At 70.7% G+C, this 14,405-nt stretch carries 14 protein-coding genes and 2 pseudogenes; 7 read left to right on the plus strand and 9 right to left on the minus strand.

Features of this window, described 5'->3' with window-relative positions; genetic code table 11:
- From rpsD to A6Q79_RS05035, 4 genes are all read left to right on the plus strand, one after another.
- Positions 1–465 (plus strand): 30S ribosomal protein S4 (gene rpsD / locus A6Q79_RS05020; protein WP_317696824.1); only part of this gene is annotated, 465 nt, incomplete at its 5' end.
- A gap of 58 nt (positions 466–523) precedes the next feature.
- Positions 524–1,534: a DNA-directed RNA polymerase subunit alpha gene (locus A6Q79_RS05025; protein WP_067859737.1), complete on the plus strand. Its 1,011-nt coding sequence runs from the start codon at positions 524–526 to the stop codon at positions 1,532–1,534.
- A gap of 43 nt (positions 1,535–1,577) precedes the next feature.
- Positions 1,578–2,171 (plus strand): 50S ribosomal protein L17, encoded by a 594-nt coding sequence (rplQ, locus tag A6Q79_RS05030; protein WP_286689823.1) that lies wholly within the window; start codon positions 1,578–1,580, stop codon positions 2,169–2,171.
- Positions 2,172–2,343: 172 nt separating this feature from the next.
- A complete protein-coding gene (locus tag A6Q79_RS05035; RefSeq protein ID WP_286689822.1) occupies positions 2,344–4,488 on the plus strand; it encodes a S8 family serine peptidase in 2,145 nt (714 codons plus the stop codon).
- 9 nt (positions 4,489–4,497) lie between these two features.
- Here the strand turns inward: A6Q79_RS05035 and A6Q79_RS05040 are convergent, their stop codons facing one another.
- Genes A6Q79_RS05040 through truA form a run of 3 tightly spaced genes read right to left on the minus strand, consistent with a single transcriptional unit; the run spans position 4,498 to position 6,787 of the window.
- Positions 4,498–5,097 carry a class I SAM-dependent methyltransferase gene (locus A6Q79_RS05040; protein WP_067859730.1) on the minus strand — a complete coding sequence of 200 codons (600 nt, stop codon included), beginning with the start codon at positions 5,095–5,097 and terminating at the stop codon, positions 4,498–4,500.
- A gap of 34 nt (positions 5,098–5,131) precedes the next feature.
- Positions 5,132–5,956 (minus strand): endo alpha-1,4 polygalactosaminidase, encoded by an 825-nt coding sequence (locus tag A6Q79_RS05045; protein ID WP_286689821.1) that lies wholly within the window; start codon positions 5,954–5,956, stop codon positions 5,132–5,134.
- 9 nt (positions 5,957–5,965) lie between these two features.
- On the minus strand, positions 5,966–6,787 hold the full coding sequence (gene truA, locus A6Q79_RS05050; protein ID WP_286689820.1) for a tRNA pseudouridine(38-40) synthase TruA: 822 nt from the start codon (positions 6,785–6,787) through the stop codon (positions 5,966–5,968).
- Between the two features lie 30 nt (positions 6,788–6,817).
- On the opposite strand from truA, the gene A6Q79_RS05055 reads away from it, so the two are divergent.
- Positions 6,818–8,101, plus strand: coding sequence for a metallophosphoesterase family protein (locus A6Q79_RS05055; RefSeq protein ID WP_286689819.1), 1,284 nt, complete (start codon positions 6,818–6,820; stop codon positions 8,099–8,101).
- Between the two features lie 7 nt (positions 8,102–8,108).
- Here A6Q79_RS05055 and A6Q79_RS05060 read toward each other — a convergent pair whose 3' ends face one another.
- From A6Q79_RS05060 to A6Q79_RS05070, 3 genes are all read right to left on the minus strand, one after another.
- On the minus strand, positions 8,109–9,686 hold the full coding sequence (locus A6Q79_RS05060) for a pilus assembly protein TadG-related protein (protein WP_286689818.1): 1,578 nt from the start codon (positions 9,684–9,686) through the stop codon (positions 8,109–8,111).
- Positions 9,683–10,180 carry a TadE/TadG family type IV pilus assembly protein gene (locus tag A6Q79_RS05065; RefSeq protein ID WP_067859715.1) on the minus strand — a complete coding sequence of 166 codons (498 nt, stop codon included), beginning with the start codon at positions 10,178–10,180 and terminating at the stop codon, positions 9,683–9,685. Before A6Q79_RS05065 ends, A6Q79_RS05060 begins: the two co-directional genes overlap by 4 nt.
- Positions 10,181–10,350: 170 nt before the next feature.
- A complete protein-coding gene (locus tag A6Q79_RS05070) occupies positions 10,351–11,640 on the minus strand; it encodes a citrate synthase (RefSeq protein WP_317696837.1) in 1,290 nt (429 codons plus the stop codon).
- Between the two features lie 292 nt (positions 11,641–11,932).
- Between A6Q79_RS05070 and rplM the strand changes: the two genes are divergently transcribed.
- Both rplM and rpsI read left to right on the plus strand, forming a co-directional pair.
- Entirely contained in the window at positions 11,933–12,376 is a 444-nt protein-coding gene (gene rplM, locus A6Q79_RS05075; protein WP_317696840.1) for a 50S ribosomal protein L13, read from the plus strand.
- Between the two features lie 29 nt (positions 12,377–12,405).
- A pseudogene (gene rpsI / locus A6Q79_RS05080) lies at positions 12,406–12,774 on the plus strand (30S ribosomal protein S9); the annotation flags it as partial.
- Between the two features lie 33 nt (positions 12,775–12,807).
- Here the strand turns inward: rpsI and A6Q79_RS05085 are convergent.
- From A6Q79_RS05085 to A6Q79_RS18570, 3 genes and pseudogenes are all read right to left on the minus strand, one after another.
- A pseudogene (locus A6Q79_RS05085) lies at positions 12,808–13,368 on the minus strand (N-formylglutamate amidohydrolase); the annotation flags it as partial.
- Positions 13,365–14,177 (minus strand): 4-(cytidine 5'-diphospho)-2-C-methyl-D-erythritol kinase, encoded by an 813-nt coding sequence (locus A6Q79_RS05090; RefSeq protein WP_317696843.1) that lies wholly within the window; start codon positions 14,175–14,177, stop codon positions 13,365–13,367. The pseudogene A6Q79_RS05085 and the gene A6Q79_RS05090, both read right to left, overlap by 4 nt.
- 107 nt (positions 14,178–14,284) lie before the next feature.
- Positions 14,285–14,398 (minus strand): 4Fe-4S dicluster domain-containing protein, encoded by a 114-nt coding sequence (locus A6Q79_RS18570; protein WP_369037988.1) that lies wholly within the window; start codon positions 14,396–14,398, stop codon positions 14,285–14,287.
- Between the last annotated feature and the right edge of the window lie 7 nt (positions 14,399–14,405).

Below are 14,405 nucleotides of genomic sequence, written 5' to 3' on the forward strand. Positions count from 1 at the left end.
CAGCTGCAGGAGAAGCAGAAGGCGCGCTACACCTACGGCGTCCTCGAGAAGCAGTTCCGCAAGTACTACGAGACCGCTCACCGCAAGCCGGGCAAGACGGGTGACAACCTGCTCATCCTGCTCGAGAGCCGTCTCGACAACGTGGTCTACCGTGCCGGCCTCGCCCGCACGCGCCGCCACGCGCGTCAGCTCGTGACGCACGGTCACTTCGTCGTCAACGGCGTGAAGACGAACATCCCGTCCTTCCAGATCAGCAAGCACGACATCATCGATGTCAAGCAGAAGAGCCTGGAGACGACGCCGTTCATCGTCGCGCGCGAGACCCACGACCGGGACACCGTTCCCGGCTGGATCGACGTCGACGCCGACCGCGGCCGCATCCTGGTGCACCAGCGCCCGGTCCGCGAGCAGATCACCGTCCCCATCCAGGAGCAGCTGATCGTGGAGTACTACTCCAAGATCTGATCGACCTGTTCCACCGAGCCGGCTCTTCAAATAGCGGGAGAGCCGGAAAGGAAGTTCCATGCTCATCGCACAGCGCCCCGTCCTGACCGAAGAGGTCGTCGCCGACAACCGTTCGCGGTTCGTCATCGAGCCCCTCGAGCCCGGCTTCGGGTACACCCTCGGCAACTCGCTGCGCCGCACGCTCCTCAGCTCCATCCCGGGCGCGTCGGTCACGTCGATCAAGATCGACGGCATCCAGCACGAGTTCTCGACCGTCCCCGGCGTGACCGAGGACGTCACCGAGATCATCCTCAACCTGAAGAACCTCGTCGTCTCCTCCGAGCACGACGAGCCGTTCGTCATGTACCTGCGCGCGCAGGGCCCCGGCGTCGCCACGGCCGGCGACATCGAGGCCCCCGCGGGCGTCGAGGTCTACAACAAGGACCTGCACATCGCCACGCTGAACGAGAAGGGCAGCCTGGAGATCGAGCTCGTCGTCGAGCGCGGCCGCGGCTACGTCTCGGCGGTGCAGAACAAGACCGGCGACGAGGAGATCGGGCGCATGCCGGTCGACTCGATCTACAGCCCGGTCCTCAAGGTCACGTACAAGGTCGAGGCCACCCGAGTCGAGCAGCGCACCGACTTCGACAAGCTGATCATCGACGTCGAGACGAAGTCCTCGATCCTGCCGCGCGACGCGATCGCGTCGGCCGGTTCGACCCTCGTCGAGCTCTTCGGCCTGGCCCGTGAGCTCAACGTCGAGGCCGAGGGCATCGACATCGGCCCGTCGCCGGTCGACGAGCAGCTCGCCGCCGACCTCGCCCTGCCGATCGAGGAGCTCAACTTCACGGTCCGCTCGTACAACTGCCTCAAGCGCGAGGGCATCCACTCCGTGGGTGAGCTCATCACGCGCTCGGAGCAGGACCTGCTCGACATCCGCAACTTCGGCTCGAAGTCGATCGACGAGGTCAAGGCCAAGCTGGCCGAGATGGGCCTGGCCCTCAAGGACAGCCCGGCCGGTTTCGACCCGTCGGCCGTCCTCGACTCCTACGACGACGACGCCAGCTTCGCCGAGGACGAGCAGTACTGAGCTGCTCGCTCATCGACCGTATTACTGACCTGGAGACAGACACATGCCCACGCCCACCAAGGGAGCCCGCCTCGGCGGCAGCCCGTCGCACCAGCGCCTGATCCTGGCGAACCTCGCGACGGCGCTGTTCGAGCACGGCCGCATCACCACCACCGAGGCCAAGGCCCGCCGTCTGCGGCCCTACGCCGAGCAGCTCATCACGAAGGCCAAGACCGACACGGTGGCGAACCGCCGCCAGGTCGTCAAGGTCGTGCGTGACAAGAGCGTCCTGCACACGCTGTTCACCGAGATCGGTCCCGCCATGGCGAGCCGTCCCGGCGGATACACGCGCATCACGAAGATCGGTCCGCGCAAGGGTGACAACGCCCCCATGGCCGTCATCGAGATCGTCGAGGAGAAGTCCTTCACGGCGCAGGCGACCGCTCCGGCGACGAGCAGCGCTGCTCCGGTCGAGGAGCCGACGGCCGAGGAGACGCCCGCGGTGAACGCGGCCGACGACTCCGCCGAGGTCGAAACCGACGTCGTCGCGGGTGCGCCCGCCACGGAGGCCGAGACCGAGCCGGCTACCGAGACCGAGGTCGAGGCAGCTGCCGAGGCCGTCGAGGGTGCGACCGACGAGGACACCACGAAGGCCTGACCCCAGGTCCCGTCACGAGGGCCCCCACCGCACCTGCGGTGGGGGCCCTCGTGCGTACGTACGGGGAACGGGACGAGATTCCCGATACTGGTCGGGTGAGCGCTCGGCTGCCGATAGGGTCGGGCCGGGCGTGTCACTCGGGGGCGCTCGTCGTCTGCACCGAGGAGTCGTCGTGGTCAGGTCCGGAGTCGTCATGCTCGCCACCGGAGCGGTGCTCGCAGCACTGCTCCCCGCCACGGCGGTGGCCGCCTCGACCACGCCGACCAGCCCGGCGCCGGTGGCCGCAGCCGCGCTGGCCGAGGCGCAGGCGCCGTCGGCCGAGCCCGAGGCCGTGGGCATCATCGTGCAGAGCACGGCGTCGCAGGAGAAGGTCGAGGCTGCGGTCGCCGACGCGCTCCCGTCCGACGTCGAGGTGCGCGACACGGTCGACGGCGCCGCAGGCCTGTCGCTCGTGGAGCTCGACGGAGCGCTCGAGGGTGACACGGCCAGCGCGGTCGCCGACGCGATCGAGCAGCGCGGCGACGTCGCGTTCGCGACACCGAACTACCGGGTGCAGGCCTTCTCCACACCGCCCGTCTCGACCGACGACCCGTACTTCGTCGACCAGCACAACCTCTGGGACCGCTCCCGGTCCAGGGGTGGCTACAGCGTGCGCGCTCCGTCGTTCTGGCAGACCACGCGCGGCAGCAGCGACACCGTCGTCGCCGTGCTCGACACCGGCATCGTGGCGAACCATGCCGACCTCGCGGGGCAGCTGGTCCCCGGCTACGACCTGGTGACCGACGAGTACGTCTGCCCGACGGGAGCGCAGACGTGCCACACGCGCGGGACCTTCACCAACGCCGACGACGGCGACGCGCTCGACCCCGACCCGTCCGACCCGGGTGACTGGATGGACGCGTCCTGGGCGAGGAAGTGCGGCGCGCCGAAGGGCACGAGCTACGCCAGCTCGTGGCACGGCACCCACGTGGCCGGGATCGTCGCGGCCAGGGCGGACAACGGACGCGGCACCGCCGGCGTCGCGCCTGGCGTCCGGGTGCAGCCCGTGCGCGTCCTCGGCCACTGCGGGGGCGACACCTGGGGCATCATGCACGGCATCTACTGGGCGGCCGGGGCCGACCTCGGCACGGTGGAGGACAAGGAGTTCGCGGGCACGCCCGTGAACCCGACGCCGGCGAAGGTGCTGAACATGTCGCTCGGCAGCACGATGCGCACGGACGCGCAGCGGCGGCAGGCCTGCAAGGCCTATGCGAAGCCGCTGGCGTTCGCGCGGTCGCGGGGCGCCACCGTGGTCGCGGCGGCGGGCAACGACAGCTTCACCAAGAACGTCAGCGCCAACCTCTCGGTCCCGGCGGCGTGCCCCGGCGTGGTCTCGGTCGGCGCGACCAGCCGCACCGGGCACCGGTCGTACTACTCCCAGGCCGGCTCCACCGTCGACCTCTCGGCACCTGGTGGCGACACGATCATGGACGCGCAGAGCGACGAGAGCGACGGACGAGGCCACGGCGGCATCTGGTCCAGCCTGATCACCGCCACGACCCGCCCGAACACCGGCTACGTCGCCCGTCAGTACGAGGGCACCAGCATGGCGGCTCCCCACGTCGCCGCGGCTGCGGCGCTGCTGTACTCCCAGGGCGCGACGTCGCCCGCCAAGGTCGAGGAGACGCTCGAGCGGTCCGTCAGCCCCTTCCCGGCCCGCGACAAGCGGTACGCGTCGGTCGTGGTCAGCGACGGGCGGAAGAACTACCGGCTGTTCGACCTGAACTGCACGACGTCGCGCTGCGGCACCGGGATGCTGAACCTCGAGCGGTTCGCGCCCCGGACCGGTGGCACCGCCACCGTCGGGCGGACGGTCTCCTTCGAGGGCTGGCAGACCAGCCGCAGCGACGTCGCCTACGAGTGGTTCATGGGCGATCCCACGCAGGTCCTGGGCCGGGGCCGGACCTTCACCGTGCCGACCTCGGCGCTGGGCCGTTCGCTGGCCGTCAGGGTCACGGTGCCCGGCCAGGGCGACACGATCGTCGGCACGCCCACCGTGGGCAAGTCGACCAGCACCACCTCCACGGCGCTCGGGACGTCGGTCTCGCGGACCAAGCGCGCGACGTTGAAGGTGCGGGTCTCCGGTCCCGTGGGCGCGACGGGCACCGTGCAGGTCTACGACGGCCGCCGCCGCGTGACCACCGTGACCCTCTCGCGCGGCCGGGCGACGGTGCTGCTGCCGCGGCTCTCGAAGGGCCGGCACACCATCAAGGCCGTCTACGCGGGCAGCTCGCTGCTCAAGGGCTCGTCGCGCGCCCGGACGATCACCTCGAAGTAGGTCGGGTCCTCAGCCCCGGCGCACGGTCAGCACGCGGAACCCCTTGCTGCTGGCCGTGCGCTCGGTCGGCCAGCCCTGGCCGACCAGCCAGCGCTGCAGGCTGTCGGCACCCAGGTTCCTGCCCACGACCAGCCGGGCGTGGCCGTCGTCGGCGAGCCGGTCGAGCCAGTGCAGCAGCAGCGCGTGCAGGGCGTCCTTGCCGATGCGGATCGGCGGGTTCGACCAGATCGCGTCGAACCTCAGGTCGCCGGGCACGTCGTCCGGTGCGGCGACGTGGACGCGCGCCCCGTCGTCCGCCGCCAGCGCGTCGGCGTTGAGCCGGGTGAGCTCGCGGGCCCGCTCGTTCACGTCGACCGCCCACACCCGCGCCGAAGGCGACGCCGCCGCGACGGCGCACGCGATCGGGCCCCAGCCGGACCCGAGGTCGAGGACCGTGCCCGTCGGCGGGTCGGCGGACTCCAGCAGGATCCGCGTGGCGTGGTCGAGGTGGTCGCCGGAGAACACGCCCGTGCTCGTGGTGCAGGTGAGCCGATGCCCCCAGGCCTCGACCGCGACGGTGCGGCGCTGGTCGGGTCCGTCGGGACGGTCGTCGAAGTAGTGGCCGCTCACGCGCACCATCCTCCCAGCGGCCCCGGGGATCGGCTCAGCAGTGTCGCGAGACGTGCCCACGGGCACCACGCGGCAGCACGTCGCGGTCGCGCAGCTGGATGGGGTGCTCGCCCGCGCGCTCGCTGCAGGCACGGGCGTAGGCCCGGCGGCCGTTGTCGGTGTACTCGACCTCCACGACGGCCGAGCCGTACACGTCGGTGTAGGCGGCGCACTCGCGGTACACCTCGCACTCCTCGGCCACGGCGAAGTCGAAGCCGAGCGCCCGGCCGTCCAGGTCGGGGGTGTTCTTCTGGGCGATCGCCAGCCCGGCGTCGTGCGCGGCGCGCACGAGGGCACGTGCCGTCGCCTCCGTCTGGCGGCGCGTCAGCAGCCCCTTCGATCGCGTCCACGCGTCGAGGTTGTCGGGCTCGACCGCCGCGTAGCCATCGCGGGCACACGCCCGGAACCAGCGCGCGACCACCGCGACGATGGCCGCCCGACGTGCCGCGGTGCGCTGGTCCAGCAGCACCTCGTCGGGCCAGCCGGGATCGCGCACCAGACGTCCGCCCTTCCGCAGCAGCAGAGTGGGGTGGTGCTTCGTCCACCAGCCGAGGTCGCCCGGCTGCGTCTGGAAGGCGTTGACGTAGCAGACCGAGTACCGGTCGGGGTCGGCCGGAGCCGTCCGGTCGCGGACGACCACGGTGACGTCGTCGGCCGGTCGGTAGGCACCGCCCAGCTGGTAGTCGGCGACGGCGTCGGCCGGGAACGGCCGCACCTCGGGCGGCGGCGCCTGGTCGGCGGCCGCGGAGCACGCCGACGCGACCAGGACGGCCGCGACGAGCAGGAGACAGAGCCGCAGGGCGCGCGCAGGGGACGTCACCGTCCCAGGCTACGGCGTGGGTGTGCCGGGCCCCTCGTCACGACGTCGTCGGGCCTCGCCGACCCTCGTGGCGAGCCCGGCGTCGTCGGGGTACACGACCTCCTCCAGCACCAGCCCGTGCGCCGGCATCACCTTGACGCGCGGGTCGCGGGCACCGGCCAGCAGGACCTCCCGCGCCCACGACGCGGGGTGCCGTCCCTCGCCGACCGCGACGAGCGCGCCCATGAGCGCCCGCACCATGGAGTGGCAGAAGGCGTCGGCCCGCACCGTGGTCACGAGCAGCCCGTCGTCGGGGGAGCGGACCGTGCTCAGCTCGAGCAGGGTGCGGATGGTCGTCGCGCCCTCGCGTCGCCGGCAGAACGCCGCGAAGTCGTGCTCGCCCACGAGCAGAGCACCTGCTGCGGACATCGCCCCCACGTCGAGCGCCCGCGGCCAGGCGACCACCATGCCGCGGTGCAGCGGGTCGGCACGGGCCGGGTCGTCCTGGATCCGGTACGCGTAGCGTCGCTCCAGCGCGCCGAAGCGTGCGTCGAACCCCTCGGGCGCGCGGCGGACCCGGTGGACGACGACGTCGTCGGGCAGCAGCCGGCGCAGCCGCCGGGCCAGCACCTCGGGGTCGACGTCGACGTCGAGGTCGACGTGCGCCACCTGGCCGCGGGCGTGCACGCCCGCGTCGGTGCGGCCGGCGCAGGTCAGGCCGGGCCGCTCCTCCAGGCGCAGCACGGTGGCGACGGCCTGCTCGACGGTCTCCTGCACGCTGCGCAGCCCGGGCTGCGTCGCCCAGCCCCGGAAGCCGGCCCCGTCGTAGGAGAGGTCGAGTCGCAGGCGCACCCCGACAACGGTAGTCCCTACGCTGGTCCCGTGAAGCGCGGACTCGTGGCCTCCACCTGTGCAGCCCTCGTCCTCGCGGGATGCTCCCCGGGCACCCCGCAGGAGACCGCACCCCCGGAGAGGGGCACGGGGACGACGCCGACGTTCGTCGTCCTCAACCCGACCCCCGACCCCGCGACGTCGCAGACCGTCACCTGGCGCTCGCGCGAGGCGTTCGACGACCAACGGGTGGTCGCCCGTCCCGTCGGGGGCGGCCCCGAGGTCCGCGCCGCCGCGACCCGCAAGGCGGCGACGAGCGTGCGCGACAGCGGGTCGGCGCTGCCGGCCTACACGGCCACCCTCCGGGGGCTGCGGCCCGGCACGCGCTACCGCTACCGCGTCGAGAACGCCGGGGGCACGGCCGGTCCGTACACGTTCCGCACGCCCCGCGACGACGACGCCCCGTGGACGTTCCTCGCCCTCGGCGACACCCAGGTCGACAACGCCGACGTCCCCGCGCGGATCGTGCGCGAGGCCGTTGACGAGCACCCGGAGGCCAACCTCGTCCTGCACGCCGGCGACGTCGTCAACGAGCCGTGGCGCCACGGTGAGTGGGTCGACCTGATGAAGGCCCTCGCCCCCGTGCGCACCAGCCGCAACCTCGCGGTCTCGATCGGCAACCACGAGCGGTGCATCCTCGTGCGCGGCTGCCGCTCGGGCGGCGCCGAGGGCTTCCGCACCTACTTCACCGACCCGTCGAACGACGTCGAGGGCCAGCAGCCGACCTGGTACAGCTTCGACCAGCAGGGCGTGCGCTTCGTGGTGCTCGACTCCTTCGGCACGGACCTCGAGGCCCAGGCCCGCTTCCTTGACGAGCGGCTCGCCGACAACCCGAACCGGTGGAGCGTCGTGCTCATGCACGCGGGGCCGTTCGCGTCGCGGGTCTACCGCACGAACACCGAGGTGTACTCGACGATCCTGCCGGTGGTCGAGAAGCACGACGTCGACCTCTTCCTCAACGGGCACGACCACGTCTACACCAGCGGCTACCACGGCGACCCGGACGGCACCGTCTTCGCGGTCTCGGACTCCGGGCCGAAGTACTACCAGATCTCGGGCGAGGACTGGACGCGCCGAGGAGCCACGCGCACGCGCTGGGCCAAGCAGGTGAGCACCTACCAGGTCGTCGACGTCGGGCCCGACGCGCTGCACTACCGCGCGGTCGTCGCCGCCCACGGGTACGCGCCCCAGCCGCGGCTGCGACCCGGGACGGTGCTCGACGACGTCACCGTCCGCAAGGACGCCAAGGGGACGAAGACCGTCACCCGCCGCTGAGCCGTGCTCAGCCGGCCAGCCGGGTGGCCGAGCACGACGGCGTGCCCAGCATCCGGACCTCCATGATCCCGAGCTGGATGCCGAGCATCTTCAGCAGGGGCTGGACGAGCAGGTCCAGCGTGCCGGTGAGCTTGTTGATGCCGTCGAGCACGGAGTTCGTGGTGCTGTCGACGCTGCTCAGGATGATCCGCTCGCCGCCGCCGTAGATCTGGGTGAGGTCCGGGGCCGGAGGATAGGGAAACTGCTGCGTGGTGGACTTCGCGCCCACGGTCCCGGTGATCCGCACGACGCCCGCGAGGGGGATGCCCAGCAGCGACAGCGGGGTGACCGTGGCGCTGCCCGTGCCGCCCGGCCCGCTGAGCGTCGCGAGCGAGGTGTCGCCGCGCACGGTCGTGGAGGCCTGCACGCCGCTGGACGCGCACGTGACGTTGGTCAGCGTGGCGGTTCCCTTGCCGACCTGCACGCCCAGCGAGACGTTGCCGATGCCCGCGATCCCGAGGATGCTCACCCCGGTCCTGACGTCGAGCCGGACCTGGGCGGTGCGTGCCTGCGCCCCGACCCCGCCGCAGGCGATGACCGGCGGCTCGATGATCGTCAGCTGCGTGTTGGCGGTGACCAGGTCGAGCGGCACGCCGAGGTCGGTGCCGATCGCGACCGCGTTCTTGCCGTTCGCGACCGCGGCGGAGACGGCGGCGGTGCCGATGAGGTCGAGGGCGTTCAGCTGGGCGTCCAGGCCGGACTCCCCACCGGTGCCCACCGACAGGAAGCGCCCGAGATTGACGTTCAGTGCGCCCACCTGGCCGCTGAGGGTGTTCAGCAGGGTCGCCTGTGCCGTGCTGCCCTGGCGCTGCAGGACGGTCGCGGTCGCGACCATCAGCTGGCGCAGCGTCACGGTCGCGGTCGCGAGCTGCTGCGTCGTGCCGATGCCCAGCTCGGCGGCCACGTCGCCCAGCCGGACGGAGAGGGTCTTGAGGTCGACGAGACCGGAGTAGCCGACGAGACCCAGGTTCACCCGCAGGATGCGGTCGAGCAGTGGACTCAGGGCGCTCTGCGAGGAGTTGAGCACGAGCGACTTGGTGCCCGCGGAGAAGCAGACGGCGGGCTGGGCGCGGGCGCCGACCGCGCTGCGTGCCGCCCCTCCCGAGCTGCGACCGATCACGGGGGCGAAGGCGAAGTCGACCGTGGTGCGGGACTCGACCTTCACCGCGTCGCAGACGCCGTTCGCCGCACCCGCCACGAACGTCTTCGTCGTCGAGTCGAGGTGGCCCGGCGTCACCACGAGCGGTGACGTCCGGCCGATGCGCCGGTTCTGACGGGCGAGGCTCGCGTTCGCCGCGGTGGTCAGCGCCGTGGCGTCGCAGGTGGGCAGCTTGCGGGCGGCGTCGAGCGCGACGACGTCGGCGACCGACTGCATGTCGCGGACCGCGACCCGCTGGAGGCCGAGGTCGGCTGCGAACGCCGTGAAGCCCAGCAGGATCGTCATCGTGAGGATGGTTAGCGGCAGGATCGAGCCGCGCTCGTCGCGCCGCCGTCGAGGCCGGCGGTCGTCGGCCCGCAGCGCGAGACGCGCCCACCGGCCGCTCACGAGTTGATCTCCGCCGTCGTCTCGTAGGAGACCTTGGACGGCAGGACCACCCCGAGCCCGGGGAACGACGGCAGCAGGGGGTGGTCGCGGTAGAGGTGGGAGATCGCGACCTTCGCGCACTTCGACGTCGAGCCGGTGCAGGTCATCGACGGCGTGATCACGCACGTGCCGACGACCTCGCTGCCGCGGGTGAGCGTGCCGGCGGACGTGCACGTGACGCCGTAGGAGCCGAGCGAGCGGTTGACGGCCGCGCGGGCGTCGGACAGCGACGTCGTCGACCCGCTCGGCGCCACCGCGAGGACCCGCGCCCCCTCGGCCGCGGCCTGGCTGATCCCCTGGCGGTAGCTCAGCATCCAGCCGTAGCTGATGATGCCGAACAGCAGCGCCACGAAGATGGGCAGCACGAGCGCGAACTCGACGGCTGCCGCACCGTCCTCGCGGCGGCGCTGGTGCGTGGTGCGTCCCTGGACGCGTCGGTGTCGTCGTCCGACCATCACGATGCTCCCTCAGTCGTGACCGTCGGTTCTGCCGTGTGCAGAGCCGGCGTGAAAGCTCCCTCCCCTCCGGCGCTCCCACACCGGAAAGGTCTTTCGTCCCGCAACATAGCGCGAAAACGGCCCCCTGTCCGTGGAACCAGGACAGAGGGCCGTCGAGCGGTGCGGGGTCAGGCCCAGCGCTGCTCCGCGGGCACGAAGTCGAGCGTGCGCGCTCCCGTGTAGATCTGCTTCGGGCGAGCGATCTTCTGCTCCTTGTCGTCGACCAGCTCGATCCACTGCGCCAGCCAGCCGGCCGTGCGGGGGATGGCGAACAGCACCGTGAACATCTCCGGCGGGAACTGCAGCGCCTCGTAGATGAGGCCGGAGTAGAAGTCGACGTTCGGGTACAGCTTGCGCTGCACGAAGTACTCGTCCTCCAAGGCGATCCGCTCCAGCTCCTGTGCGATCTCCAGCAGCGGGTTGACGCCGGTGACCTCGAAGACGTCGTCGACGGCCTTCTTGATGATCTTCGCGCGCGGGTCGTAGTTCTTGTAGACCCGGTGGCCGAAGCCCATCAGGCGCTCCTCGCCCTTCTTCACGCCCTCGATGAAGCTCGGGATGTTGTCCTTGCTGCCGATCCGCTTCAGCATGCGCAGGACGGCCTCGTTGGCGCCGCCGTGCAGCGGGCCGTAGAGGGCCGCGATGCCCGCGCTGACCGCCGAGTACGGGTCGACGTCGCTCGAGCCGACCGAGCGGACCGCGTTCGTCGAGCAGTTCTGCTCGTGGTCGGCGTGCAGGATGAACAGGGTGTCCAGCGCCTTGACGAGGCGCTCGTCGGCCTCGTACTTGCTCTCGCTCATCTTGAACAGCATCGAGAGGAAGTTGGCGGTGTAGGACAGGTCGTTGTCGGGGTAGACGAACGGCTTGCCCTGCGCGTGGCGGAAGGACCAGGCGCCCAGCGTCGGCATCTTGGCGATCATGCGGATGATCTGCATCTGCCGGTTGTCGGCGTCCTGGATCATCCCGGCCTCGGGGTAGAACGTCGAGAGGGCCCCCACCGACGCCATCAGCATCCCCATCGGGTGCGCGTCGTAGCGGAAGCCCTCCATGAAGCCCTTCACGTTCTCGTGGACGAACGTGTGGTAGGTGATGTCATGGACCCACTGCTCGTACTCCACCTTCGAGGGGAGCGAGCCGTGGATGAGGAGGTAGGCGACCTCGAGGAACGTCGAGCCCTCGGCGAGCTGCTCGATGGGGTACCCGCGGTACTCCAGGATGCCCTTCTCGCCATCGATGTAGGTCACGGAGGAGCGGCAGGAGGCGGTGTTGACGAAGCCGGGGTCGTAGACGGCCAGTCCGGGCGCGTCGTCACCGGTCTTGATCTTCCCGAGGTCCGCGGCCTTGATGGCGCCGTCGGCGATCGGGACGTCGTACTCCTGTCCGGTGCGGTTGTCACGGACGGGCAGAGATTCGGTCACGCCTTGCGACTCTAGTCCGCTCATAGCGTGAGCGGGAATCCGGTGTCCCACGGAGCGGCCCTCCCACCGTTTTGGCGTACGCCGTCAGCGGCCCTAGTCTTGTCGGTCGCGACCTCTGCCGCGTGCTGGCCCTCCGGGCCGGCGTGCAGATCTGGACGTGAGCCGCACCCGATCTCCGCACCAGGAGCCGGGTGGGTCGGTGCGAACCAGGCCGTGTTCGTCAGCGGTCGCAGCAGCACCACCCCGGCCGGGGCCTCCGGTCGGGACCGACGAACGAACAGGTAGTACTGCCGTGCGCACCTACAGCCCCAAGCCCGCTGACGTCCAGCGCGAGTGGCTCGTGATCGACGCGACCGACGTCGTGCTCGGTCGCCTCGCGACCCACACCGCCAACCTCCTGCGTGGCAAGCACAAGCCGACCTTCGCTCCGCACATGGACATGGGCGACTTCGTGATCATCGTGAACGCCGAGAAGGTCGCCCTCTCCGGCTCCAAGGCCACCAAGAAGATGGTCTACCGCCACTCCGGCTACCCCGGCGGCCTCTCCCAGACCGCCATCGGTGAGCTCCTCGAGAAGGACGCCCGCAAGGCCATCGAGAACGCCGTGTGGGGCATGCTCCCCAAGAACAAGCTGGGCCGCCAGATGCTGAAGAAGCTCAAGGTCTACTCGGGCCCGAGCCACCCGCACGCCGCCCAGCAGGCCACGCCCTTCGAGATCAGCCAGATCTCCCAGTAATCGCCACCGCAGAGGATTTGAGGACCACCATGGCTGACTCCGCCACCACCGAGACCACCGAGGTCGAGGAGACCTACACCACCGACGAGCAGGGCATCGCCTACAGCTCCGAGTCCGCGCCCTCGGCCGACGCCGAGATGCGTCCCGCGACCATCGCCCCCGCCGCGGCCACCGGCCGCCGCAAGGAGGCCGTCGCCCGCGTCCGGATCGTCCCGGGCACCGGCGTGTGGACCGTCAACGGTCGCACCCTGGACTCCTACTTCCCGAACAAGCTGCACCAGCAGGTCGTCAACGAGCCCTTCGCCGAGCTGCAGCTCGAGGGCCGCTTCGACGTCATCGCCCGCATCCACGGCGGCGGCATCACCGGTCAGGCCGGCGCCCTGCGCCTCGGCGTGGCGGTCCATCGTCGCATTGAGCTGCTTGCCGGAATAGGGCTGGTTGTCGCCCACATTGAGGCCCTGCTCGCCGAACAGGCGGATCGCATGGCGCGCCGCGCGGTCGTCCTGGTTGTAAAGCAGCGCGACTTCCCACGGGCGCTGTTCGTCGCTGGTCGCCATTTTCGGCGTGAAGCTGTGCAGCGCCAGGATCAGGCGCGGCTGGGCCCGCGCGATCAGTTCGGCCAGCGCGGCATGATACGGACGGTGGAACCGGTCCAGCCGGGCTTCGACATTGGCGCCGATATTGCCGGGGATCAGCGTCCCGTCGCTCTCGCTCGGCACCGCTGCAGGATCGTCCTCGCGCCGATGCAGGTCGCACACGAGGCGGCTGACCGTGGCGATATGCGCGGGCATGCCGTGGCGCCGGGCCAACCGGTCGGCAATGCCCTCGACACCGATATCGACCGCGATATGCGCGTCGAGCAAGGCCGGGTCGCTGCCCAGCTCGATGTCTTCGGGGACGTGGTTGGAGGCGTGGTCGGCGACGCACAGCAGCCCTCCCGGACGCAGGTCGTCGACCGCGACCTGGCGGTAGGGGAGGTTGTCGATCATCATCGCAGGAGCCCTTTCGTCTGCCACCAGCCCGTGTGGAGCTTGCCGATCTGCGAAGCTGCCGCGTCACGCGCCGCGACGCTTTCGTAGAGCGCAAAACACGTCGCGCCCGAGCCCGACATACGGGCGAAGATGGGCGATGTTCCGCCCAATTCGGCCAGCACCCCGGCGATCTGCGGACATAGCGAAATTGCCGGCCCCTCTAGGTCGTTGCGGCCCGCGATCGCGACGCTGCGCGCATCTCCGGCAGGCAGCGCGCCGCGGTCGCGGCCATCCCAGTGCCCGAACACCGGACCGGTGGCGAGCGGGAGGCGCGGATTGACCAGCAACACCGGGGTGCCGGCAAGGCTGTCGTCCGCCGCCTCCAGCTCGGTTCCGGTCCCGCGGCCGACACAGGTGCGGCTCTCGACGCAGGCGGGCACATCGGCGCCGAGCGCGGCGGCGCGCGCGTGCCAGTCCTCGGGCAGGCCGAAGCGCGCCTGCACCATGCGGAAGACCGCGCCGGCATCGGCCGATCCGCCCCCCAACCCCGCCGCGACGGGCAGGTTCTTCTCAAGCGTAACCGCCAGCCCATCGGCGCGCGGGAGCTTGCCCAGCGCCTTGGCGACGAGGTTGTCGAACGGATCGTCGAGCCCGCCGGCGAATTCACCGAAGACGGTGACGCTGTCCTGAGCCGCACTGCGCGCCGTCAGCACATCGCCCGTATCGACGAAAGCGAACAGCGTCTCGAGCTCGTGATAGCCATCCTCGCGCCGCCTGCGGACATGCAGCGCGAGGTTGATCTTGGCGTAGGCGGTCTCAGCAATGGCCACCCGCAGGCTCCCACGTCATTGCGAGCGAAGCGAAGCAATCCAGGGCGCTGCCATGGATTGCCGCGTCGCTTCGCTCCTCGCAATGACAGAGCAAGCGACGCCGGCGTTCACATATTCGGGTAGTTCGGGCCGCCCCCGCCTTCAGGCGTGGTCCATTCGATGTTCTGGTTCGGATCCTTGATGTCGCAGGTCTTGCAGTGGATGCAGTTCTGCGAGTTGATCTGGAAC

Source organism: Aeromicrobium sp. REDSEA-S32_B7 (genome assembly GCF_001626145.1).
GTDB lineage: Bacteria > Actinomycetota > Actinomycetes > Propionibacteriales > Nocardioidaceae > Aeromicrobium > Aeromicrobium erythreum.

What these genes read in the sequence shown, in the direction of transcription:
- A6Q79_RS05025 (WP_067859737.1), top strand. Translation starts at nt 524, where the DNA reads ATGCTCATCGCACAGCGCCCCGTCCTGACCGAAGAGGTCGTCGCCGAC.
- rplQ (WP_286689823.1), top strand. Translation starts at nt 1,578, where the DNA reads ATGCCCACGCCCACCAAGGGAGCCCGCCTCGGCGGCAGCCCGTCGCAC.
- A6Q79_RS05065 (WP_067859715.1), bottom strand. Translation starts at nt 10,180, where the DNA reads ATGGTCGGACGACGACACCGACGCGTCCAGGGACGCACCACGCACCAG.